This window comes from Denitratisoma sp. DHT3 (assembly GCF_007833355.1).
In the GTDB taxonomy this organism is placed as follows: Bacteria; Pseudomonadota; Gammaproteobacteria; order Burkholderiales; family Rhodocyclaceae; genus Denitratisoma.
The window spans coordinates 806,293-825,850 of sequence record NZ_CP020914.1; the positions used below are offsets into that span (position 1 = coordinate 806,293).

A 19,558-nucleotide genomic window follows, 5' to 3' on the forward strand; every position below is an offset into this window, starting at 1 on the left:
ATTCTGCCACGGTTCCGGGCTTGGCGCAAGAATTCAAGCGGGAATTTCAAGGATTCCAGAACCAATCATTGAGCGCAGACAGCCGCTAGCCTGGGGTTCCGCCGTTCCTGGTCAGCTGCCCATTTTGCAACGTCGGCGGCGAGTCGCCGCCCCAATGTGGCGAAAGCGGAGGCTCCGGCAATGGCATTGCGCCCGGCATCCTGCGCCATGTCAAAACGATGGACGGCCAGCGGTTCCGTGCCGCGCCGGGCGGTCAGGACGGTGCGCACAGCCAGATGTGCCTGGCTGTCTCCGGCGGTGTCGAAGGCCTGGATCCATTCGTCCAGTTCCAGCCGCAGCCGGCAAGTGCCACTGCTTGTGAGGTGGCGCCGCAGACTGCCTTCCAGCAATTCGGCCGGCGGCGCGGCCCAGCGGCTTTGGGCGAAGTCGCGGCGGCGACCGGGTTCCGCTGCCAGGCGATATTGCATGGCTGAAGTGGCCAGCCAGGATGGCGCCTGGACTTCGATCCGTCCAATGAGCCCCGGCGGCACCGATGCGTCAATCGGTCCGGCCGGCTCCAGGTCATAGAGCGCGATTTCAGGCCGCTGCCCTCCTCCGATGCCGCAGCCCCACAACAGCAAGCTCGATACGCCGAGAATCAAGATCCGCATGGTCAATCTTTCAATGGGGCCGAGGGACATAGCCTGGTTCGCCTGGTCCCGGCGCCGATGCGGCAGGGCCGAAGATCACCGCCTGGGGGGCATCATCCAGATGCTCGAGAACACGGTTGAGTTGTCGTGAATTTCGTTGCAGATCGCCTAACAAGGCCCGCAAACGGGGCAGGGTTTCCTCGCTGAGTTCGCCGCCCGCCTCCACCGTCAGCCGGTCGAGGCGTTGGCCGAGCCCCTGGATCGAGGTCACCAGCCCTCTCAATTCGGCGGTCAGCGGCGCTGCTTCGCCTGCGGCGTGCTCCAGATGGGCCAGCAGCTTTTGCAGTCGCGCCAGATTGGTTTCGCTCAATGCCTCGCGCAGCGCGGCCAGGATCGCCGGCAACTCCTTCAGCCCTTCGGAAGCCGACGACAGGTTCGCCAGGGTGCGCTTGAAATCCTGCACCGTGCGTTCGTCAAAGGCACGGCCGATGCGAGCCGCCATCTCGCCGATGGCATCCGTACCGGACGACTCCAGGGCGATGCGGGGCAATTCGCCGGGAGCCGCCGTCATCGGCGTGGGATCGCTGTTGTCGTCCTCGATCATGACATAGGACAGCCCCGTCACGCCCTGGGCATTGAGGCGGGCGCGCGTCGCGCGCGTGACCGGAAGGTCGGCGTTCAGACTGATTCGGACCAGGATCAAGCGGGCGTCGCGAGGATCGAGGTCGATGTCCAGGACCTTGCCCGCGCGGATGCCGCGATAGCGCACCTGGGCCTGGGGATTCAGGCCGGCCACACTGCGCGCCGTCACCAGCAGGTATTCCCGAGTGTCGTTATGCCGCTCTTCCATCCACCACGCGGCAAGCGCCAGGGTCAGCACCAACAGGAGCACGAAACCGCCTGCGGCGAGGGCATGAGCACGATTCTCCATCACGCTCCCTCCGACGCCTGGAGGCGGTCGCTATGGAAAAAATTGCGGATGAATGGGTTGTCGCTGCGCATGATTCCATCCAGGCTGTCGAGAGCCAGTATACGGCCCTCCGCCAAAACCGCGACCCGTGTCGCCAGCGCGGCGACAGTCGCGATATCGTGAGTGACCAGGACGACGGTCAACCCCAGCTCGCGATCCAGTTGCCGGATCAGTTGCACAAAGCTTTCCGATCGATCGGGATCCAGTCCTGCCGTCGGCTCGTCCAGCAGCAACAACTCGGGTACCAGCGCCAAGGCGCGAGCCAGGGCGACGCGTTTCACCATTCCGCCCGAAAGCTCCGCCGGCATCAATTGGCCATGCTCGGGCAACAGTTCCACCTGATCCAGCTTGAAGCGGACCATGTCGCGGATCTCGGCCTCGCTGAAAAGCTTCAGTTCGCGCAGCGGAAAGGCGACGTTGTCGAATACGTTGAGCGCCGAGAACAGCGCCCCTTGCTGGAACAGCACGCCGAAACGCCGGCGCAGCGCCCGTTCGCGCCATCGGCCGCCGCCGAACAGGGGTTCGCCGAAAACACGGACGCTGCCTTGCGTGGGTTGCAGCAGGCCGATCATCTGCCGCAGCAAGGTGGTCTTGCCGCTGCCCGAGCCACCCACCAGCGCCAGCACCTCTCCCCTGTCGACGCGCAGGTCGATCCCCTGGTGGACCCAGCGCTCGCCGTAGCGCGTGTGGAGCCCCCGCACCTCGATCACCGGCGGGTTCATAGCTTGGGGACTCCGATACCGCGGGTGACGATGGCGAAGATCGCATCCACCAGAATCACCGCGGTGATGGAGATCACCACCGAGGCGGTGGTCTTGGCCGCCAGGCTTTCGGTATTCGGCTTGACGCGCAAGCCGAAATGGCAGGCGATGAGCGCCACCGCCAGGCCGAAGGCGACACCCTTGAGCTGGCCGATCCACAAATTGGCGATGGGCACCACCTTGGGCAGCAGATCCAGGAACAGGTCGTGGCTGATGTCCAATTGCCACCACGCCGAGAGCATGCCGCCCAGCAAGGCGATGGCCGATGTCCACAGCACCAGCAGCGGCATGGTGATGGCCAGCGCCAGCACCTTCGGAAATACCACGCGCAACCCCAGCGGCACGCCCATCGCCGCCAGGGCGTCGATTTCCTCGGTCACCCGCATCACGCCCATCTGGGCGGTGATGGCCGAACCGGAGCGGCCGGCCACCAGCACCGCCGTCAACACCGGGCCCACTTCGCGGATGATGCCCAGGCCCAGCACGTTCACGATCAACACATCGGCTCCCAGTTGTTTGAGTTGGAGCGCAAACAGATAGGACAGCACGACGCCGATCAGGAAGCCCACCAGGGTGGTGATGGGCAACGCCCGAAAACCGGTCTTGTAGAGATTGGCCGAAACTTCCCGCCAGGGCATGTCGGTCGGATGGCGCAGCACATGCAGCGCATCGAGTGTCGTCTGCCCGAGTGTGGCGAGAAAATCCGCCAGACTGCGGCGGATGTGAAACAGGTAGCGGCCCAGGATGGCCAGTGAACGGGTCCAGGTGCCGCGCACTGCCGGCGGTTCCGGCTTATGGGCCACGGCATCCAGACGCTCCAGCAGACGCAGATGCTCGTCCCGCGCGGCCAGGGCCAGAGGGCGCCGCTCCCGCCAGTTGTGCAGGATCAGCACCGCGCCGGCACTGTCCATGGCGTCTATGTCAAGACAGCGCCAGTCTTCGATGCGTTGCCGGGCCACGGATTCGAGCGACTGGCGCAACAGCTCGCCGCCCGCCGCAATTCCTGCCACGGTCCAGGCCCCCGATAGCGCCACCTGGCGCCCGGTCCCATGTTCCAGGATCTCAAGCCGGGCGGGCCGAAGGTCCATCAGCGACCGACAGCGGCCGGGCGCCGCTCCTTGATCTTGAGGTTCATGCCCAGTGCCGCCCAGTGCTGACGCTCGTCCGCCAGGGCGTTGCCGGTCAGGGGAGCGTCATCCAGCCAGCCCTGCTCCAGCACGACGTGGAAATTGTCGCCGCTGATGAAAACGTCGATTTCCGGCAGGCTGTCGTCGGTACGGGAGCGATGCAGCACCGCCGCCAGGCGCAGACAGAAAATCAGCCGCCAATCGTGCAACTCGATGTGCTCTCCCTGCATCCGCTCCAGTTTGCCCCGGTGGGCCTGGACGATGCGGGCCAGGCGTGCCTGATCCTGGCGGGAGAAGCCGGGCATGTCGGCATTGGCCAGGATGTAGGCGCTGTGCTTGTGGTAGCCGGCATGGGCCACGGAAATGCCGATTTCGTGGAGGCGCGCCGCCCATACCAGGAACAGGCTGTCGATGTGCTCGGGATCGCGGCATGCCGGTTCCAATTGCTGCAGGAACCCCAGCGCGGTCTGGCTGACCCGGGCCGCCTGGCGCCGGTCCACGCTGTAGCGCTGCATGAACAGTCCGACCGTGGCCTCCCGCAGGTCGTCATGGTGATAACGCCCCAGCAGATCGTAGAGCACGCCTAGGCGCAACGCGCCTTCGGAAAAGGTCATCCGCTCCAATTCGAATTCGGAGAACACCGCCGACATGATGGCGATGCCGCCCGGCAGCACCGGCACCCGGTCCGGACGCATTCCCTGCAAGACCAGCCGTGCCGGATCGCCGGCGCGCAGCAGCAGGCCGCGCAGTTGCTCCAGTCCTGCGCGAGTGATCTCTCCCCCCTGCCCCATGCCGTTCAGTTCGATCAGGTCGGCGATGGCCTTGGCGGTGCCGGACGAACCCACGGCCTCCTCCCAGCCCGACTCCCGGTAGGTCTGGACGATGGATTGGATCTCGCTGCGGGCAGCCAGTTCGGCCTCCTTCATGCGTCGCTTGTCCACCCGGCCGTCGGGGAAGAAACGCAGGCTGAAACTGACGCAGCCCATGTAGAGGGATTCCAGCTGGGCGGGCTGGAAATTGCTGCCGATGATGAATTCCGTCGAGCCGCCGCCGATATCCACCACCAACTGCCGGGTGCGCGGATTGGGCAGGGTATGGGCCACCCCCAGATAGATCAGGCGGGCCTCCTCGCGCCCGGCGATCACCTCGATCGGAAAACCCAGCGCCGCCTGGGCTTCGGCCAGGAAGTCGGGCGTGTTCTTCGCCACCCGCAAGGTATTGGTGGCCACCGCCCGCACCCGCTCTTGGGGAAAGCCCCGCAGTCGTTCGCCGAAACGTGCCAGGGCATCGATGGCGCGCAACTGCGAGGCGCCGTCCAGGCGCTTGTCCGCTCCCAGTCCCGCCGCCAGGCGCACCGGATCCTTGATCGAGTCGAGAGGAAATATCTGATTGCCCACCACCCGCCCCACCTGGAGCCGGAAGCTGTTGGAGCCGAGGTCTACGGCGGCGATGAGGTGCTGGCTCATGAATCGGGACGCGGTCGGAGAGGAATATCTGCTTGCCGGAGCATGCCCGATTCTAGCGAGTTTGCGCTGCGGAGGCCGCCGCCCTTGCTATATGCCGGAAGCTTCGACCAAGTGATGGGTCAATACGATCGAAGCGATGCCCAGACCGATCAGGATCACCTGCTGAACGGTGGCGCGCAGTTCGGTACGCTTGTGCAGACCGGGGATCAGGTCGGCCACGGCCACATAGATCATGCTGGCCGCCGCCATGGACAGCATCGCAGGCACCGCGCTCTGGGCCGTCGACAGTGCGAAGTAGGCCAGCAGCGCGCCGACCAGCGTGGCAAAGCTGGAGAGCAGGTTGAAGGCGAAAGCCTTGCCGCGTGAATAGCCGGAATGCAGCAAAATCATGAAATCCCCCACTTCCTGCGGAATCTCGTGGGCGATGATGGCCAGCGCGGTGACCACGCCCAACCGCGTGTCTTCCATGAAGGCGGCGGCGATCAGCACGCCGTCGACAAAGTTGTGGAAGGTGTCGCCCACCAGGATCAGCAGGCCGCTGCGGCCATGGTCGTGACCGTGGATGTGCTCGGGTATGGATTCGTGCCCCTCGCAGTGCTCAATGTGGCAGTGGCGCCAGAGCACCAGTTTTTCCAGCACGAAGAACACCAGAATGCCGCCCAGCACAAAACCGGCGCTGGTCTCCGCGTCGCCGCCCGAGGTCATGGCATGGGGCAGCACTTCCAGGAATGAGGCCCCCAGCAAGGCACCGATGGCGTAGCTGATCAGGTGAGGCACCCAGGCCGCCCGGGCGGAAAAGGCGAATGCCGCCGCCATGATGACGCTGAGGGCACCACCCAGCAGGGACATGACAATGATCCAGGACAATGTGCTCATGGGGGCGGACGGCCTCGGCGGGGGCGGCGGATTATACGCGTTGCAGCGCCGGTGCCAGCCAGATCAGGCTGGCCATGCGGCCGGTGACGCCGTCGCGGCGGAAGGAATAGAAACGCCGGACATCCTCATGAGTGCATGAACCGCCGCCGCTCACCGCCGTGACTTCCAGCGCGGCCAGGCGTTGCCGGGCCAGGGCGTAGAGATCGCACAGCCATTTGCCCTCCGCACCGGCGCGGAATGACGTGGCCGCCCGCGGATCGCGGACCAGGAAAGCCGCCCTCACCTCCTCCCCCACTTCGAAGGCGGCCGGGCCGATCGCCGGCCCCAGCCAGGCCAGCAATTCCGCCCCGGGCCGGTGCATCGCGGTCACCGTGCTTTCGATCACGCCGGCCAGCAACCCGCGCCAACCGGCGTGGGCGACGCCCACCACGCTGCCGGCCCGGTCGCAGAGCAGCACCGGCAGGCAGTCGGCGGTTAGCACGGCGCAGACCACGCCGGGCTTTTCGGTCACCGCGGCGTCGGCCTCCGTTCCCGCTTGCGCGCTGTCGGCGTTCAGGCAACGGGTGCCATGGACCTGATTCAGCCAGAGCGGCTCCGCCGGCAGATCGGGGATCAGCGTTCCCAGACGTCGGCGATTGCTTGCCACCGCCGCCGGGTCGTCGCCGACGTGGCCGCCCAGGTTGAGCGAGTCATAGGGCGGCTGGCTCACGCCGCCCAGCCGGGTGGTGACCGCAGCCCGCACCCGCGGTGGTGCCGGCCAGTCCGGATACAGGAGGGTTGCGCCGCTCATGACGTCCGGCTGCGCAAGACGCTCAGCAATCCGGTGAAATCGTCCGGCAGCGGGCTTTCCCAGTGCAGCGCGGCGCCGCTGGCCGGATGGATCAGGCCCAGGCGCCAGGCATGCAGGGCCTGGCGGGGGAAGGCATCGAGCGTCTGATCGCCACTCTTGCGCCGCCCCCGACCATAGGTCTCGTCCCCCACCAGGGGATGGCCGAGCGTGGCCATATGGACCCGGATCTGATGCGTGCGGCCGGTATCCAGACGACACTCCACCAGCGTGGCGCGGGGAAAGCGCTCCAGCACCTGGTAATGGGTGCGGGCTTCGCGGCCGCCCGGCACCACGGCCATCTTGACGCGCTGGCTGGGATGGCGACCGATGGGCGCGTCCACCGTGCCGTCCCGCGCCAGAACGCCGTGTACCAGCGCCAGGTAATGGCGCTTGACCGTGCGCGCCTGGAGCTGGCGCACCAGATCGGTCTGCGCGACCAGGGTCTTGGCCACCACCATCAGGCCGCTGGTGTCCTTGTCCAGCCGATGGACGATGCCGGCACGGGGCAATTGGGCCAAGTCCGGGGCATGGTGCAGCAACGCATTGAGCAAAGTGCCGGACCAGTTGCCGCTGCCCGGGTGCACCACCAGGCCCACCGGCTTGTCGATCACCAGGATCGATTCGTCCTCGTACGTCACCGGCAACGCCATGGCCTCGGCGGCATGGGTGGTCTGGGCCGCTTCCGGCGTGGCGTCCACCTCGACCTGCTCGCCGCCCCAGGCCTTGGACTTGGGATCGGCGGCGGCGCCGGCCACCCTCACTTTCCCCGCCTTCAGCCAGGCCTGGAGTCGGCTGCGCGAGAGGTCGGGAAACAGCCGGGCCAGGGCCGCGTCCAGACGCAGCCCGGCGTATTCCCGGGGGATCGTAGCGCAACGGGGCGCGACAGGGCATGGGCTATAATCGCCCGCGTTTGTTTCCAAGGCCTTCATCATGCGTAGTTTAGCCGTTCTCGCCGCATTGCTTTCCCTTCTGCTGGCTGGTTGCGGGCTGTTTCCCGACAAGCCCGAAGAGCCCGAGGCCAACTGGTCCGCGGCCAAACTCTATTCGGAGGCGCGCAGCGCCATGTCCGAAGGCATCTACGACAAGGCGATCAAGCTTTTCGAGAAGCTCGAGTCTCGCTATCCCTATGGCCGTTACGCGCAACAGGCCCAGTTGGAAATCGCCTATGCCTACTACAAGAACTACGAACCGGCCTCCGCGATTTCCGCCTGCGACCGCTTCATCCGTCTGCATCCCAATCATCCGAACGTCGACTACGCCTACTATCTGAAGGGGCTGGTGAACTTCAACGAGGACCTGGGCATTTTCAGTTTCCTCAGCGAACAGGACCAATCGGAGCGCGACCCCAAGGCGGCGCGCGAGTCGTTCTCGACTTTCCGCGAGCTGGTGGCCAAATTCCCCGAGAGCAAGTACGCCGCGGACTCAGCCAAGCGCATGGCCTACCTGCTTAACGCCCTGGCTTCCCATGAGGTCCATGTCGCCCGTTACTACCTGAAGCGGGGCGCCTATGTGGCCGCCGCCAACCGGGCCCAGGAGACCATCCGCACCTACCCCGATGCGCCGGCCAACGAGGAGGCGCTGTTCATCATGGTCAAGGCGTACGATGCGCTCGACATGAAGGATCTGCGCAACGACGCGGAGCGGGTGATGCGCAAGAACTTTCCCAAGAGCAAGTACTTCTCGAATATCGAAGAAGGCGGTGCCTGGTGGAAATTCTGGTAGCTCGGCCGCTCTCACAGTGAACGAAAAAAGGCTGCCGATCGGCAGCCTTTTTTCTCTTGATGCTGGCGTCCCCACGGGGATTCGAACCCCGGTTCACACCGTGAAAGGGTGTTGTCCTAGGCCTCTAGACGATAGGGACGTGGCCTTCGTTGGTGGAGGTAAGCGGGATCGAACCGCTGACCTCTTGCATGCCATGCAAGCGCTCTCCCAGCTGAGCTATACCCCCACTGCTACTGCTTGACACTGCTTGGCGAAGCACCCGACTACTGCGCTCGACGCCGGTAATACTGGCGTCCCCACGGGGATTCGAACCCCGGTTCACACCGTGAAAGGGTGTTGTCCTAGGCCTCTAGACGATAGGGACGTGGCCTTCGTTGGTGGAGGTAAGCGGGATCGAACCGCTGACCTCTTGCATGCCATGCAAGCGCTCTCCCAGCTGAGCTATACCCCCAAACGAGGCGCGAATTATAGGGACTCGCGTCGGCGATGTGAACCCGATTCGCAAAATTTTTTACACAACCTTGCCGGGGTTCATCAGACCGCGCGGATCCAGAGCTTGCTTGAGTCGGCGCATCAATTCCATTTCCAGCGCGGACTTGTAATGTCGGATTTCCTCGCGCTTCAACTGACCCAGGCCATGCTCGGCGGAGATGGAACCGCCGAGATCATGAATCAGGTCATGCACGATGCGGTTCACGGCGGCCGTCCGGGCGATGAAGCCGGCGTTGTCCTGGCTCGTCGGCTTGGACGGGTTGTAGTGCAGATTGCCGTCGCCGACATGGCCGAAGCAGACGACGCGCACACCGGGAAAGGCCTGCATCAACGCACGATCGGCGCGCTCGATGAATTCGGCGATGCGCGACAAGGGTACCGCCACGTCATGCTTGATGGAGATGCCCTCGATGCGCTGCGCCTCGGAGATGCTTTCGCGCAGGCGCCAGAAGTCCGCGGCCTGGGTTTCGCTGGCGGCGACGACGCCATCCGCCACCACCCCCGCCTCGGCCCCTGCGGCCAGGGCCTGGGCCAGGGGCGCCGCCAGATCGGCGGCGAGGGTGTCCGTCAGTTCCACCAGGACATACCAGGCATGGGGTTCGGCAAGGGGATCGCGGCTGCCCGGAATGTGCCGCAGGACCATGTCCAGGGCGGAGCGTCCGATCAGTTCAAAGGCGCTGATGCGATCCCCCAGGCGTTGCCGCAGTCTTGCCAGCAGCGCCACGGCGCGGGCCGGATCGGCCACCGCCACCCAGGCGGTGGCGGTGGCGTGGATCGGCGGATAGAGTTTGAGCACGGCTGCGGTAATCAAGCCCAGGCTGCCCTCGGCGCCGATGAACCAGTGCTTCAGATCGTAGCCGGTGTTGTCCTTGCGCAGACTGCGCAGGCCATCCCAGCAGCGGCCATCGGGCAGCACCACCTCCAGGCCCAGCGCCAGGTCGCGGGCATTGCCATAGCGCAGCACCTGGACGCCGCCGGCGTTGGTGGATAGGTTGCCGCCGATGGTGGCGCTGCCCTCGGCAGCCAGCGACAGCGGAAAAAAACGGCCGGCGGCCAATGCGGCGGCCTGTACCTGGGCCAGGGTACACCCGGCCTCCACGGTGATGGTGTTGTTGGCCGCATCCACGGCTCGCACCCGGTTCAGCCGGGACAGGGAGATCACGACTTCGCCGCCACGCGGAGTGCCGCCGCCACACAGGCCAGTATTGCCGCCCTGGGGCACCATGGCGGCGCCAGCATCGGCGCAGAGCCGCACCACCGCCGCCACCTCCTCGGTATGGCCGGGGCGCACCACGCACAGCGCCTGCCCCTGATAGCGTCCGCGCCAGTCGCGGCAGTAGGGCGCCATCTCCGCCGTCTCGGCGAGCAGGTAAGGCGCCCCGACGACGCCTCGCAGCGCCTCCAGCAGGGCGTTCATTCCTCCGTGGCGATGCTCGCGTAGAGGTCGTGCACGTCGCAATCCCGCACCGTCACCTCGGCGAACTCGCCGATTTCCAGTTCGTGACCGTCGGTGACGTACACCAGGCCGTCGATTTCCGGGGCGTCGCCTTCGGAGCGGGCGATGGCGCCCTCCTCGTCGATGTCATCCACCAGGACACGGATGCGCTGGCCGATGCGGCGCTCCAGGCGCTGGGTGCTGATGTCCTCCTGGTGCTGCATCAGGCGCAGCCGGCGCTCCTCGCGCAACGCCTCGGGCACCGGGTTCGGCAGTTCGTTGGCCGTCGCGCCCTCCACCGCCGAATAGGCGAAGGCGCCCACGCGGTCGATCCGGGCCTCGTCGAGGAAATCCAGCAGCTCGTTGAATTCAGCTTCGGTCTCGCCGGGAAAGCCGGTGATGAAGGTGCTGCGAATGGTCAGGTCCGGCACCGCGCGGCGCCAGGCTTGGATCCTGTCCAGCACCTTCTCGGCGGAGGCCGGGCGCTTCATCAGCTTGAGGATGCGCGGACTGGCGTGCTGGAAGGGCACGTCCAGATAGGGCAGGATCTTGCCCTCGGCCATCAGGGGAATCAGGTCATCCACATTGGGATAGGGATAGACGTAGTGCAGCCGTACCCAGACGCCCAACTCGCCCAGCGCCCGACACAGCTCCAGCAGCCGCGTCTTGACCGGGCGCCCGCCCCAGAAGCCGGTGCGATATTTGACATCCACGCCGTAGGCGCTGGTGTCCTGCGAGATCACCAGCAGTTCCTTGACGCCCGCGCGGGCCAGGTTCTCGGCTTCCTGCATCACTTCGCCGAGGGGGCGGCTGACCAGATCACCGCGCAACGAGGGAATGATGCAGAAGCTGCAGCGATGATTGCAGCCTTCGGATATCTTCAGATAGGCGTAATGGTCCGGCGTCAGGCGGATGCCCTGGGCCGGCACCAGGTCGACGAAGGGGTCGTGCAGCGGCGGCAGTTCGGCATGGATGGCCGCCATCACCTCCTGGGTGGCGTGAGGGCCGGTGACCGCCAGCACCTGCGGATGATGCTGGCGCACCACATCGCCCTTGGCGCCCAAACAGCCGGTCACCACCACCTTGCCGTTCTCGGCCAGGGCCTCGCCAATGGCGTCCAGCGACTCTTCCACCGCCGCATCGATGAAGCCGCAGGTATTCACCACCACCAGATCGGCGCCATCGTAGCTGCCCGAGATCTCGTAACCTTCGGCACGCAGCCGGGTCAGGATCTGCTCGGCGTCCGACGAAGCCTTGGGACAGCCGAGGGATACGAAACCCACGGTGGGCGGTTTCGTCTGTTTCTGTTTTGCCATGGAAAAACCGCGCTCAGGGCACGTTCACTTCTTGTCGTCGCCCGAACCGGGGGGCGTGAAATTGGGGAACTGGAAGCCGGAGAACATCTTGCGGGTCTGTTCCTGCATATTGTCCTGCATCTGCTGAAACATCTTGCGGCTCTGGTCCACATAGGCGCCCATCATGCTCTGCATGGCCGGCCCCTGGAAATTGAGAAACTGGGACCACAGCTCCTGGTTCGCGGCGGAATTGTCGTTGCCGTAGAGGCTGCGAGCCTGTTCGTTGAACCTGGCCTGCATTTCGGTGAATGCCTTGATGTTGTTCTCCAGATACTTGCCCATCATCCCCTGCATGGCATTGCCATAGAAGCGGATCATGTGGGAGAGGATTTCGGAAGAAAACATGGGCGTCCCGGCCGCCTCTTCTTCGAGGATGATCTGCAGCAGGATGCTGCGCGTCAAATCCTCTCCGCTTTTGGCATCCACCACCTGGAACTCTTCATGATGCAATACCAAGTCCTTGACGTCGGCCAGCGTGATGTAGCTGCTGGTCTTGGTATCGTAAAGACGGCGATTCGGATATTTCTTGATCAGACGGTTTTGTCCGGCCATCACTCCCACCTCCGCATACTTGCTTTGTAATAATTATATCGTGCTGCAAAAGAATACCCCCGCCGAAGCAGGGGTGCTTCATCCACGGCAGGGCTCAATACATGTGCAGGCCACCGTTGATGTTCATTGTCGCCCCCGTGATGTACCCGGCGAGATCGGACGCCAGATAGGCGCACAGGCCGCCGATTTCCTCCGGCGTCCCCATGCGGCCGACGGGGATGGTGGCGATGATGGAATCGCGCACTTCCTGCTTGATCGCCATCACCATTTCCGTCGCGATATAGCCGGGCGCGATGGCATTCACCGTGACGCCCTTTTTCGCCACTTCCTGGGCGATGGACTTGCTGAAGCCGAGGATGCCGGCCTTGGCGGCGGCATAGTTGGCCTGGCCGAACTGGCCCTTGACGCCATTGACCGAGGAGATGTTGATCACCCGCCCCCAACCCCGCTCCGCCATGCCCTCGAGCACCTGGCGGGTGACGTTGAAAACGGAATCCAGATTGGTGGCGAGCACGGCATCCCACTGTCCCTTGTCCATCTTGCGGAACATGCCGTCGCGCGTGATGCCGGCATTGTTGACCAGCACATCCACCGGACCGATCTCGGACTCGATCTTCCCGACCATGGCGGCGCAGGAATCGAAATCCGACACGTCGCCCTCGGCGATGTGGAAGTCGAAGCCCTCGGCCCGATGCTTCGTCAGCCACTCGTCCTTGGGCGGAAAGCCGGGCAGGCAGTTCGCCACGACGACGTGGCCGCTCTGGGCAAGCGCCTTGCAGATCGCGGTGCCCAGACCGCCCATCCCCCCCGTTACCAATGCTACCTTCTTCGACATCTCGCTGTTTCCCCTTGAGCACACAGAAAATATGGGGAGCGTGTCTGCAAGTCCCACGCTCCCGGGCGATCAGTACATGTGCTGACCGCCGTTGATGGAAATGTTGGCGCCCGTGACGAACGCCGCCTCCTCGGAGGCCAGATAGGCCACCAGTCCGGCGACTTCCTCGGGCTTGCCCAGGCGCGACATCGGAATCTGGGGCAGGATCTTGCCGTCCAGCACGTCCTTCGGAATCGCGGTCACCATTTTGGTGCCGATGTAGCCCGGCGAGATGGTGTTCACCGTGACGCCCTTCTTCGCCACTTCCAGCGCCAGGGCCTTGGTGAAGCCGTGCATCCCGGCCTTGGCGGCCGCGTAGTTGGTCTGGCCGAAGGCGCCCTTCTGGGCATTGACCGAGGAGATGTTGATCACCCGCCCCCAATTGCGGTCGATCATGCCGTCCATCACCTGCTTGGTCATGTTGAACACCGAATCCAGGTTGGTGCGGATCACGGCGTCCCAGTCCTGCTTGGTCATGCGCTTGAAGGTCATGTCGCGCGTGATGCCCGCGTTATTGACCAGCACGTCCACCGGCCCCAGATCCTTCTCGATCTGCGCCACGCAGTCGCGGCACGACTCGTAGTCGGCGACATCGCAGGGATAGGCCTTGAAGCCGTATCCCATGTCGTTCATGGTCCGCAGCCAGTCCTGCGCCTTGGTGTTGGTGGGACTGTAGCTGGTGACGACCTTGTAACCCAGGGCCGCCAGCTTGATGCAGACCGCCTCGCCCAGCCCGCCCATTCCTCCAGTGACCAACGCAACTCTTTGCATTATCGTTTCCTCCGACGACTCGACACGGGGCTTCCATTGGTGTGGCAGCGATTTGGTAGCGGCGCGCCCCACAGCGCCTCCGCGGATTATGCCCGTTCCTTGACGTACCGTCCGGGCGCGGGCTCGACCGGCCGATGCTCGGCATCGCCCAGTACCGTCCGGGCCGCGATCCGCCGGCCGCCGAAAGCCTTGAGCCATTCGGCCCAGCGCGGCCACCAACTGCCGCGGGCTTCCTCCGCCGCCGCCAGCCACGCATCGGCCTGTTCCGCGCCATGAGGATTGACCCAGTGGCTGCGCTTGTTGGCCGCCGCGGGATTGATGACGCCGGCGATATGGCCCGAGGCGCCGAGCACGAACGTCACTTCACCGCCCAGCAGGCGGCTCGACGCGAAAGCGCCATGCCAGGGAACGATGTGGTCCTCCCGCGTCGCCAGCACGAAGGCCGGCATATCCACCCGCCCCAGATCGACCCGGACACCGCACATCTCCAGCCGCCCCGGCACGCGCAGATTGTTCTCCAGATACATATTGCGCAGATACCAGGCGAGGAAAGGCCCTGGCAGGTTGGTGGAATCCGAGTTCCAGAACAACAGATCGAAGGCCGGCGGCGTGTCGCCCTTGAGATAGTTGCCGACCACGTACTGCCAGATCAGTTCATTGGCGCGCAGGCTGGCGAACACCGAAGCCAGCTCACGCCCCGGCAGCAGTCCGCCTTGACCGATCGAACCCTCGCGCATGGCGACCGATTTTTCATCCACGAAACAGCCGATCTCGCCCGGCTCGGCGAAATCCAGCAGCGTCGTCAGCAGGGTCAGCGACTTGGCCGGCGCATCGCCCCGGGCCCGTGCCACCGCCAGCGCCGAACTCAGCAACGTGCCGCCGACGCAGAAACCGAGCAGGTTGATCTGTTTGATGCGGCAGATCGCGCGCACGCGTTCGATGGCTTCGAGCACGCCGCGCTCGATGTAATCGTCCCAGCGCAGATGGCCCCCATCCGCCTTCACGTTGCGCCATGAAATCAGGAACACCGTGTTGCCCTGCTCCACCGCATAGCGCACGAAGGAGTTGTGGGCCTGGAGATCCAGGATGTAGAACTTGTTGATGCAGGGCGGCACCAGCAGCAGCGGGCGCTGTGCGACCTTGTCGGTGAGGGGCGAGTATTGGAGCAGCTGGAACAGTTCGTTCTCGAACACCACCGCCCCCGGCGTCACCGCCAGATTGTGGCCCACCTCGAAGGCGCTCTCGTCGGTCATCGAGATGCGGCCCTTGTCCAGATCCGCCAGCAGATTGGCGATGCCGCGCCGGATGCTCTCGCCCTTGGTGTCCAGGGCTTTCTGGATGAACTCCGGGTTGGTGGCGGCGAAATTCGACGGCGCCAACGCTTCCACCGTCTGCCGCACCAGGAAGCGCACGCGCCCCCGATCCTGCTCGTTCTCCAGCGGCATGACCTCGGCCAGACGGCTCAGATAGCCGGCATTGAGCAGATACGCCTGGCGCAGATAATCGTAGACGGGACTCTCCGACCAGGCCCGGCCGGAAAAGCGCCGGTCGCCGGGCGCCGGCGCGAACATGGAGGGAAAACCGCCCTTTTCGCCCGCCTGCGACATGTTCTGCCACAGTTGTCCATGCTGGGCCAGCCAGTCGCGCTGCAGCGCGCCCAGGACGCCGCCATCGGCTTCAGGCGCGGTCTGCTGCTGGACGACCCAGTGCGCCATGCCCTGAATCATCGCCTGGCTGGTTTGCAGCAGCAATTGTTGCAAGAACGAGGGGGCGGAATCCGACGGCGCGGACATCAACATATCTCCTGGCGGCTGCCGCGACGTGGGTCATTACGGCGATGAACTGGGCGAATTTTGCAATGCACAATTCACGGCTGTCAAGGCAATTCATGTGCGCCGATTACGATGCCTCCATCCGTCCCCACTGCGGCCGCAGCGTTAGAATGGGCGGCCCGACTCTCAATTCCTACCATCCATGGGCATCATCATCAAAACCCCGGAAGAAATAGAAAAAATGCGCATCGCCTGCCGCCTGGCGGGTGATGTACTCGACTACATCGCGCCCTTCGTGAAGCCGGGCGTGACGACCGAGGAACTGGACCGGCTCTGCCACGACTACATGGTGAATGTCCAGGGATGCGTTCCCGCTCCCCTGAACTATGCGCCGCCGGGTTATACGCCCTACCCCAAGTCAATCTGCGCCTCGGTCAATCATCAGGTCTGCCACGGGATACCCAACGACCGGCCGTTGAAAAAGGGCGACATCGTCAACTTGGACATCACCACCATCAAGGACGGCTGGCATGGGGACTCCAGCCGCATGTTCCTGGTCGGCGAGACTTCGATCCTGGCGCGGCGCCTGTGCGCCATCACCTATGAATGCCTGTGGCTGGGAATCGACCAGGTGAAGCCCGGAGGTCGATTGGGCGACATCGGCGCGGCCATCCAGCGCCATGCGGAAAAACAGGGCTATTCGGTGGTGCGCGAATTCTGCGGCCACGGCATCGGTCGCAGCTTCCATGAGGAGCCCCAGGTGTTGCACTACGGCAAGGCCGGCAGCGGCATCGAATTGCTGCCCGGGATGATCTTCACCATCGAACCCATGATCAACGCCGGGAAGGCGGCCATTTCCGAACTGCCCGACGGCTGGACCATCGTCACCAAGGACCGCAGCCTGTCCGCCCAATGGGAGCACACGGTGCTGGTGACGGAGAACGGCTGCGAGGTCCTGACCCTTTCGCCGGAAATGCCGCCTCGCCCGACGCTCAATGCCTGAAGCGACGCACCAGGACGTTTGCGCGGGCCTGGCGGCCGAGTTGCGCGACCGGCTGCGCCAGGAGCAGGCGCGCCTGCGGGAACGCTATGAAGGCAGCGGCAATGCCGCCGCCCTGCTCAAGGGCCGGACCCGCCTGGTGGATGACGTATTGCTGGAGATCTGGCGCCGCCTGGAAATGCCCGCCGACTTCGCCCTGGTGGCGGTGGGCGGCTACGGCCGGGGCGAGCTCTACCCCTGCTCGGACGTCGACCTGCTACTGCTGGTCCCGGAGGATTGCGATCCGACCTGCGAGCATCGGCTCGAGCGCATGGTCGGCCTGCTTTGGGACATCGGTCTGGAGGTGGGGCACAGCGTTCGCTCTCCGCGTCAATGCGAAAAAGAAGCCGCGTGCGACATCACGGTGCAGACCACCCTGCTCGAAGGGCGCTATCTGGCGGGCGACCGGACGCTGTTCGGCGCCATGGCGAGCCGACTGGTGACGGCGTGCAACCCGCTGGAGTTTTTCAAGGCCAAACTGCTGGAACAGACCGAGCGCTACGCCAAGTACACCGACACGCCCTACAGTCTGGAGCCGAATTGCAAGGAAGGGCCGGGGGGCTTGCGGGATCTCCACACCATCCTGTGGGTGGCCCGCGCCGCGGGTCTCGGACCGCAGTGGCGGGATCTGGCTCAAGGCGGCGTGGTCACCGCCGAAGAGGCCCGCCAGCTGGCCCGTGCCGAACAGTTTCTGCGCCGGCTGCGCATCCGCCTGCACTATCTGGCGCGACGCCAGGAAGAGCGCATCCTGTTCGACCACCAGGAAGGCCTGGCCGCGGCCCTGGGCATCCGCGCCACCGCCGCCAAGCGCGCCTCGGAAGTGCTGATGCAGCGCTACTACCGCAATGCCAAGCTGGTCACGCAACTGAACACCCTGGTGTTGCAGAACATCGAGGCCTTCCTGTTTCCCCAGGAACAGGAAAACACCTTCATCGTCGACGAGGACTTCCAGGCCAGCCGGGGCTTGCTCGACATGCGCCAGGAGGACCTGTTCGAGCGCAAGCCCGCCGCGCTGCTGCGCGGCTTCCTGGTGCTGGAGCAGCACACCGAACTCAACGGGATGACCACCCGGACCCTGCGCGCCCTGTGGATGAACCGTGGGCGCATCGACAGCGAATTCCGGCGCAATCCCGAACACCGGGCGTTGTTCCTGCAACTGTTCCAGCAGAAGCACCTGATCCACGAACTGCGGCGGATGAACCAGTTCGACATCCTGGGCCAGTACCTGCCGGCTTTTGGCCGCATCGTCGGCCAGATGCAGCACGACCTGTTCCACATCTACACCGTCGATCAGCACATCCTCCAGGTGGTGCGCAACCTGCGCCGCTTCGCGATGCCCGACTTCGCCCACGAATATCCATTGTGCAGCCGCCTGATGGCCGATTTCGAACGCCATTGGTTGCTGTACCTCGCGGCCCTGTTCCACGACATCGCCAAGGGGCGCGGCGGCGACCACTCCAAAAAGGGCATGGTCGACGCGCGCCGCTTCTGCAAGGACCATGGCATCAGCGCGGAAGACACCGAACTGCTGGTGTTCCTGGTCGGCCAGCATCTGACCATGTCGGCCGTCGCGCAGAAGCAGGATCTCTCCGATCCGGAAGTGATCGAGAATTTCGCCGCCGTCGTGAAAACTGAACGGCGACTCTCCGCCCTCTACCTGCTCACGGTGGCCGACATCCGGGGCACCAGTCCCAAGGTCTGGAACGCATGGAAGGGCAAGCTGCTGGAAGATCTGTTCAGCATGACCCTGCAGCACCTGAGGGGCAATGCGGTATTGCCGCTGGCCGGCAGCGCGGCCCGACAGGAGGAGGTGCGTCAGATATTGCGCTACCACGGCCTGCGTCCCGATACGGAAGCCCCCTTCTGGCGCCATCTCGACGGCGTCTATTTCCTGCGCCACGACGCCGAGGAAATCGCCTGGCATACCCGCACCCTCTACTATCGGGCGGACAGTGCGGAGCCGGTGGTGAAGGCGCGCCTCAATCCGTTTGGCGAGGGCTTGCAGGTGATGGTCTACTGCCGGGACCAGCCGGAACTCTTCGCCCGCCTCTGCGGCTATTTCTCACGCCTGGGCTATTCCATCGTCGACGCCAAGATCCACACCACGCGCCACGGCTATGCACTCGACAGCTTCGTGCTGCTGGATGCGCAGGAGCACCTGCCTTATCGGGACATGGTGGCCCTGGTCGAACACGACTTGGTGATCCAGCTCCAGACCCTGCCGCCGCTCGCGCCGCCCTCTCCCGGCCGCCTGTCGCGTCAGGTCAAGCACTTTCCCTTCACCCCGCGGGTGGACGTACGCGCCGACGAAAAAGGCAATCGCTACATCATGTCCATCACCGCCGCCGACCGCCCCGGCCTGCTCTATGGCATCGCCCGGATACTCGGCCGCCACGGCGTCAATCTGGAAACCGCGAAAATCGCCACCCTGGGCGAACTGGTGGAGGACACATTCCTGCTGAGCGGTCCAGGACTCGGACAGACATCGACCCTGATCCGCATCGAGCAAGAGCTGTTGGAAGCACTGCAGACATGAGCCGGAACGTCTGCAAAATCAGGAGCGACCGTGTAAGCGATTGGACACGGAGCATTCCGCAACAAAATTCATCCGGACTCTTGTCCATCTTCGAGTTTTAAGTATAATTCCGCTTCTTTCAGCGCGCCCGTAGCTCAGTTGGATAGAGTACTTGGCTACGAACCAAGGGGTCGGGCGTTCGAATCGCTCCGGGCGCGCCAAAAAGGATTCGGGAAGTAAGTATAAAAAGGCCAATCTTCGGATTGGCCTTTTTACTTTGGATGCCCGATTTTCCGGGAAGATGCCATTCGGTTCGGGTCCAGGGCACGTTTAATTTCCTTCGAGTCCGTGCGGTCATATGGTTTCCAGGATG

General features: G+C 64.5%; 17 protein-coding genes and 5 tRNA genes. 4 read left to right on the forward strand and 18 right to left on the reverse strand.

What is annotated here, in order from left to right; translation table 11 throughout:
• Window positions 1-65 precede the first annotated feature (65 nt).
• The 8 genes from B9N43_RS03635 to rluD form a co-directional block, all read right to left on the reverse strand.
• Window positions 66-680, reverse strand: a complete 615-nt coding sequence (locus B9N43_RS03635; protein WP_145840972.1) for an ABC-type transport auxiliary lipoprotein family protein — start codon at window positions 678-680, stop codon at window positions 66-68.
• The gene (locus B9N43_RS03640; protein WP_145840973.1) at window positions 661-1,560 is read right to left on the reverse strand and encodes an MlaD family protein; all 900 of its coding nucleotides are present in this window, start codon (window positions 1,558-1,560) and stop codon (window positions 661-663) included. Before B9N43_RS03640 ends, B9N43_RS03635 begins: the two co-directional genes overlap by 20 nt.
• Entirely contained in the window at window positions 1,560-2,321 is a 762-nt protein-coding gene (locus B9N43_RS03645; RefSeq protein WP_145840974.1) for an ABC transporter ATP-binding protein, read from the reverse strand. The genes B9N43_RS03640 and B9N43_RS03645 overlap by 1 nt, the downstream gene beginning before the upstream one ends.
• A complete protein-coding gene (locus tag B9N43_RS03650) occupies window positions 2,318-3,448 on the reverse strand; it encodes an MlaE family ABC transporter permease (protein ID WP_145840975.1) in 1,131 nt (376 codons plus the stop codon). Before B9N43_RS03650 ends, B9N43_RS03645 begins: the two co-directional genes overlap by 4 nt.
• Complete coding sequence (gene ppx, locus B9N43_RS03655) at window positions 3,448-4,953, reverse strand: exopolyphosphatase (protein WP_145840976.1); 1,506 nt, start codon at window positions 4,951-4,953, stop codon at window positions 3,448-3,450. The genes B9N43_RS03650 and ppx overlap by 1 nt, the downstream gene beginning before the upstream one ends.
• A gap of 87 nt (window positions 4,954-5,040) precedes the next feature.
• The gene (locus B9N43_RS03660) at window positions 5,041-5,829 is read right to left on the reverse strand and encodes a ZIP family metal transporter (RefSeq protein ID WP_145840977.1); all 789 of its coding nucleotides are present in this window, start codon (window positions 5,827-5,829) and stop codon (window positions 5,041-5,043) included.
• A gap of 31 nt (window positions 5,830-5,860) precedes the next feature.
• Complete coding sequence (pgeF, locus tag B9N43_RS03665; RefSeq protein WP_145840978.1) at window positions 5,861-6,619, reverse strand: peptidoglycan editing factor PgeF; 759 nt, start codon at window positions 6,617-6,619, stop codon at window positions 5,861-5,863.
• A complete protein-coding gene (rluD, locus tag B9N43_RS03670; protein WP_145840979.1) occupies window positions 6,616-7,590 on the reverse strand; it encodes a 23S rRNA pseudouridine(1911/1915/1917) synthase RluD in 975 nt (324 codons plus the stop codon). Before rluD ends, pgeF begins: the two co-directional genes overlap by 4 nt.
• Between rluD and B9N43_RS03675 the strand changes: the two genes are divergently transcribed.
• A complete protein-coding gene (locus tag B9N43_RS03675; protein ID WP_145840980.1) occupies window positions 7,589-8,380 on the forward strand; it encodes an outer membrane protein assembly factor BamD in 792 nt (263 codons plus the stop codon). The two genes, rluD and B9N43_RS03675, sit on opposite strands and share 2 nt — an antisense overlap.
• A 63-nt stretch (window positions 8,381-8,443) precedes the next feature.
• On the opposite strand, the gene B9N43_RS03680 is transcribed toward B9N43_RS03675, so the two are convergent.
• From B9N43_RS03680 to phaC, 10 genes are all read right to left on the reverse strand, one after another.
• Window positions 8,444-8,519, reverse strand: a tRNA-Glu gene (locus B9N43_RS03680).
• An 11-nt stretch (window positions 8,520-8,530) separates the two neighbouring features.
• A tRNA-Ala gene (locus B9N43_RS03685) sits at window positions 8,531-8,606 on the reverse strand.
• 62 nt (window positions 8,607-8,668) lie between these two features.
• Window positions 8,669-8,744: transfer RNA gene (locus B9N43_RS03690), tRNA-Glu, on the reverse strand.
• An 11-nt stretch (window positions 8,745-8,755) separates the two neighbouring features.
• Window positions 8,756-8,831, reverse strand: a tRNA-Ala gene (locus B9N43_RS03695).
• A 60-nt stretch (window positions 8,832-8,891) separates the two neighbouring features.
• Complete coding sequence (locus tag B9N43_RS03700) at window positions 8,892-10,289, reverse strand: FAD-binding oxidoreductase (RefSeq protein WP_145840981.1); 1,398 nt, start codon at window positions 10,287-10,289, stop codon at window positions 8,892-8,894.
• Window positions 10,286-11,623: a 30S ribosomal protein S12 methylthiotransferase RimO gene (gene rimO, locus B9N43_RS03705; RefSeq protein ID WP_145840982.1), complete on the reverse strand. Its 1,338-nt coding sequence runs from the start codon at window positions 11,621-11,623 to the stop codon at window positions 10,286-10,288. Before rimO ends, B9N43_RS03700 begins: the two co-directional genes overlap by 4 nt.
• Window positions 11,624-11,647: 24 nt before the next feature.
• Window positions 11,648-12,214, reverse strand: coding sequence for a polyhydroxyalkanoate synthesis repressor PhaR (phaR, locus tag B9N43_RS03710; RefSeq protein ID WP_145840983.1), 567 nt, complete (start codon window positions 12,212-12,214; stop codon window positions 11,648-11,650).
• Between the two features lie 94 nt (window positions 12,215-12,308).
• Window positions 12,309-13,049, reverse strand: coding sequence for a beta-ketoacyl-ACP reductase (locus B9N43_RS03715; protein ID WP_145840984.1), 741 nt, complete (start codon window positions 13,047-13,049; stop codon window positions 12,309-12,311).
• A gap of 69 nt (window positions 13,050-13,118) precedes the next feature.
• Window positions 13,119-13,859, reverse strand: coding sequence for an acetoacetyl-CoA reductase (gene phbB / locus B9N43_RS03720; RefSeq protein WP_145840985.1), 741 nt, complete (start codon window positions 13,857-13,859; stop codon window positions 13,119-13,121).
• 86 nt (window positions 13,860-13,945) lie between these two features.
• Window positions 13,946-15,652, reverse strand: coding sequence for a class I poly(R)-hydroxyalkanoic acid synthase (phaC, locus tag B9N43_RS03725; protein WP_186453967.1), 1,707 nt, complete (start codon window positions 15,650-15,652; stop codon window positions 13,946-13,948).
• 181 nt (window positions 15,653-15,833) lie between these two features.
• Between phaC and map the strand changes: the two genes are divergently transcribed.
• From map to B9N43_RS03740, 3 genes are all read left to right on the forward strand, one after another.
• Window positions 15,834-16,634 carry a type I methionyl aminopeptidase gene (gene map, locus B9N43_RS03730; protein ID WP_145840987.1) on the forward strand — a complete coding sequence of 267 codons (801 nt, stop codon included), beginning with the start codon at window positions 15,834-15,836 and terminating at the stop codon, window positions 16,632-16,634.
• Window positions 16,627-19,206 carry a [protein-PII] uridylyltransferase gene (locus B9N43_RS03735; protein WP_145840988.1) on the forward strand — a complete coding sequence of 860 codons (2,580 nt, stop codon included), beginning with the start codon at window positions 16,627-16,629 and terminating at the stop codon, window positions 19,204-19,206. The genes map and B9N43_RS03735 overlap by 8 nt, the downstream gene beginning before the upstream one ends.
• A gap of 123 nt (window positions 19,207-19,329) precedes the next feature.
• Window positions 19,330-19,406, forward strand: a tRNA-Arg gene (locus B9N43_RS03740).
• Window positions 19,407-19,558 lie beyond the last annotated feature (152 nt).

What these genes read in the sequence shown, in the direction of transcription:
- B9N43_RS03635 (WP_145840972.1), bottom strand. Translation starts at nt 680, where the DNA reads ATGTCCCTCGGCCCCATTGAAAGATTGACCATGCGGATCTTGATTCTC.
- B9N43_RS03640 (WP_145840973.1), bottom strand. Translation starts at nt 1,560, where the DNA reads ATGGAGAATCGTGCTCATGCCCTCGCCGCAGGCGGTTTCGTGCTCCTG.
- B9N43_RS03645 (WP_145840974.1), bottom strand. Translation starts at nt 2,321, where the DNA reads ATGAACCCGCCGGTGATCGAGGTGCGGGGGCTCCACACGCGCTACGGC.
- B9N43_RS03650 (WP_145840975.1), bottom strand. Translation starts at nt 3,448, where the DNA reads ATGGACCTTCGGCCCGCCCGGCTTGAGATCCTGGAACATGGGACCGGG.
- ppx (WP_145840976.1), bottom strand. Translation starts at nt 4,953, where the DNA reads ATGAGCCAGCACCTCATCGCCGCCGTAGACCTCGGCTCCAACAGCTTC.
- B9N43_RS03660 (WP_145840977.1), bottom strand. Translation starts at nt 5,829, where the DNA reads ATGAGCACATTGTCCTGGATCATTGTCATGTCCCTGCTGGGTGGTGCC.
- pgeF (WP_145840978.1), bottom strand. Translation starts at nt 6,619, where the DNA reads ATGAGCGGCGCAACCCTCCTGTATCCGGACTGGCCGGCACCACCGCGG.
- B9N43_RS03675 (WP_145840980.1), top strand. Translation starts at nt 7,589, where the DNA reads ATGCGTAGTTTAGCCGTTCTCGCCGCATTGCTTTCCCTTCTGCTGGCT.
- rluD (WP_145840979.1), bottom strand. Translation starts at nt 7,590, where the DNA reads ATGATGAAGGCCTTGGAAACAAACGCGGGCGATTATAGCCCATGCCCT.
- B9N43_RS03700 (WP_145840981.1), bottom strand. Translation starts at nt 10,289, where the DNA reads ATGAACGCCCTGCTGGAGGCGCTGCGAGGCGTCGTCGGGGCGCCTTAC.
- rimO (WP_145840982.1), bottom strand. Translation starts at nt 11,623, where the DNA reads ATGGCAAAACAGAAACAGACGAAACCGCCCACCGTGGGTTTCGTATCC.
- phaR (WP_145840983.1), bottom strand. Translation starts at nt 12,214, where the DNA reads ATGGCCGGACAAAACCGTCTGATCAAGAAATATCCGAATCGCCGTCTT.
- B9N43_RS03715 (WP_145840984.1), bottom strand. Translation starts at nt 13,049, where the DNA reads ATGTCGAAGAAGGTAGCATTGGTAACGGGGGGGATGGGCGGTCTGGGC.
- phbB (WP_145840985.1), bottom strand. Translation starts at nt 13,859, where the DNA reads ATGCAAAGAGTTGCGTTGGTCACTGGAGGAATGGGCGGGCTGGGCGAG.
- phaC (WP_186453967.1), bottom strand. Translation starts at nt 15,652, where the DNA reads ATGTCCGCGCCGTCGGATTCCGCCCCCTCGTTCTTGCAACAATTGCTG.
- map (WP_145840987.1), top strand. Translation starts at nt 15,834, where the DNA reads ATGGGCATCATCATCAAAACCCCGGAAGAAATAGAAAAAATGCGCATC.
- B9N43_RS03735 (WP_145840988.1), top strand. Translation starts at nt 16,627, where the DNA reads ATGCCTGAAGCGACGCACCAGGACGTTTGCGCGGGCCTGGCGGCCGAG.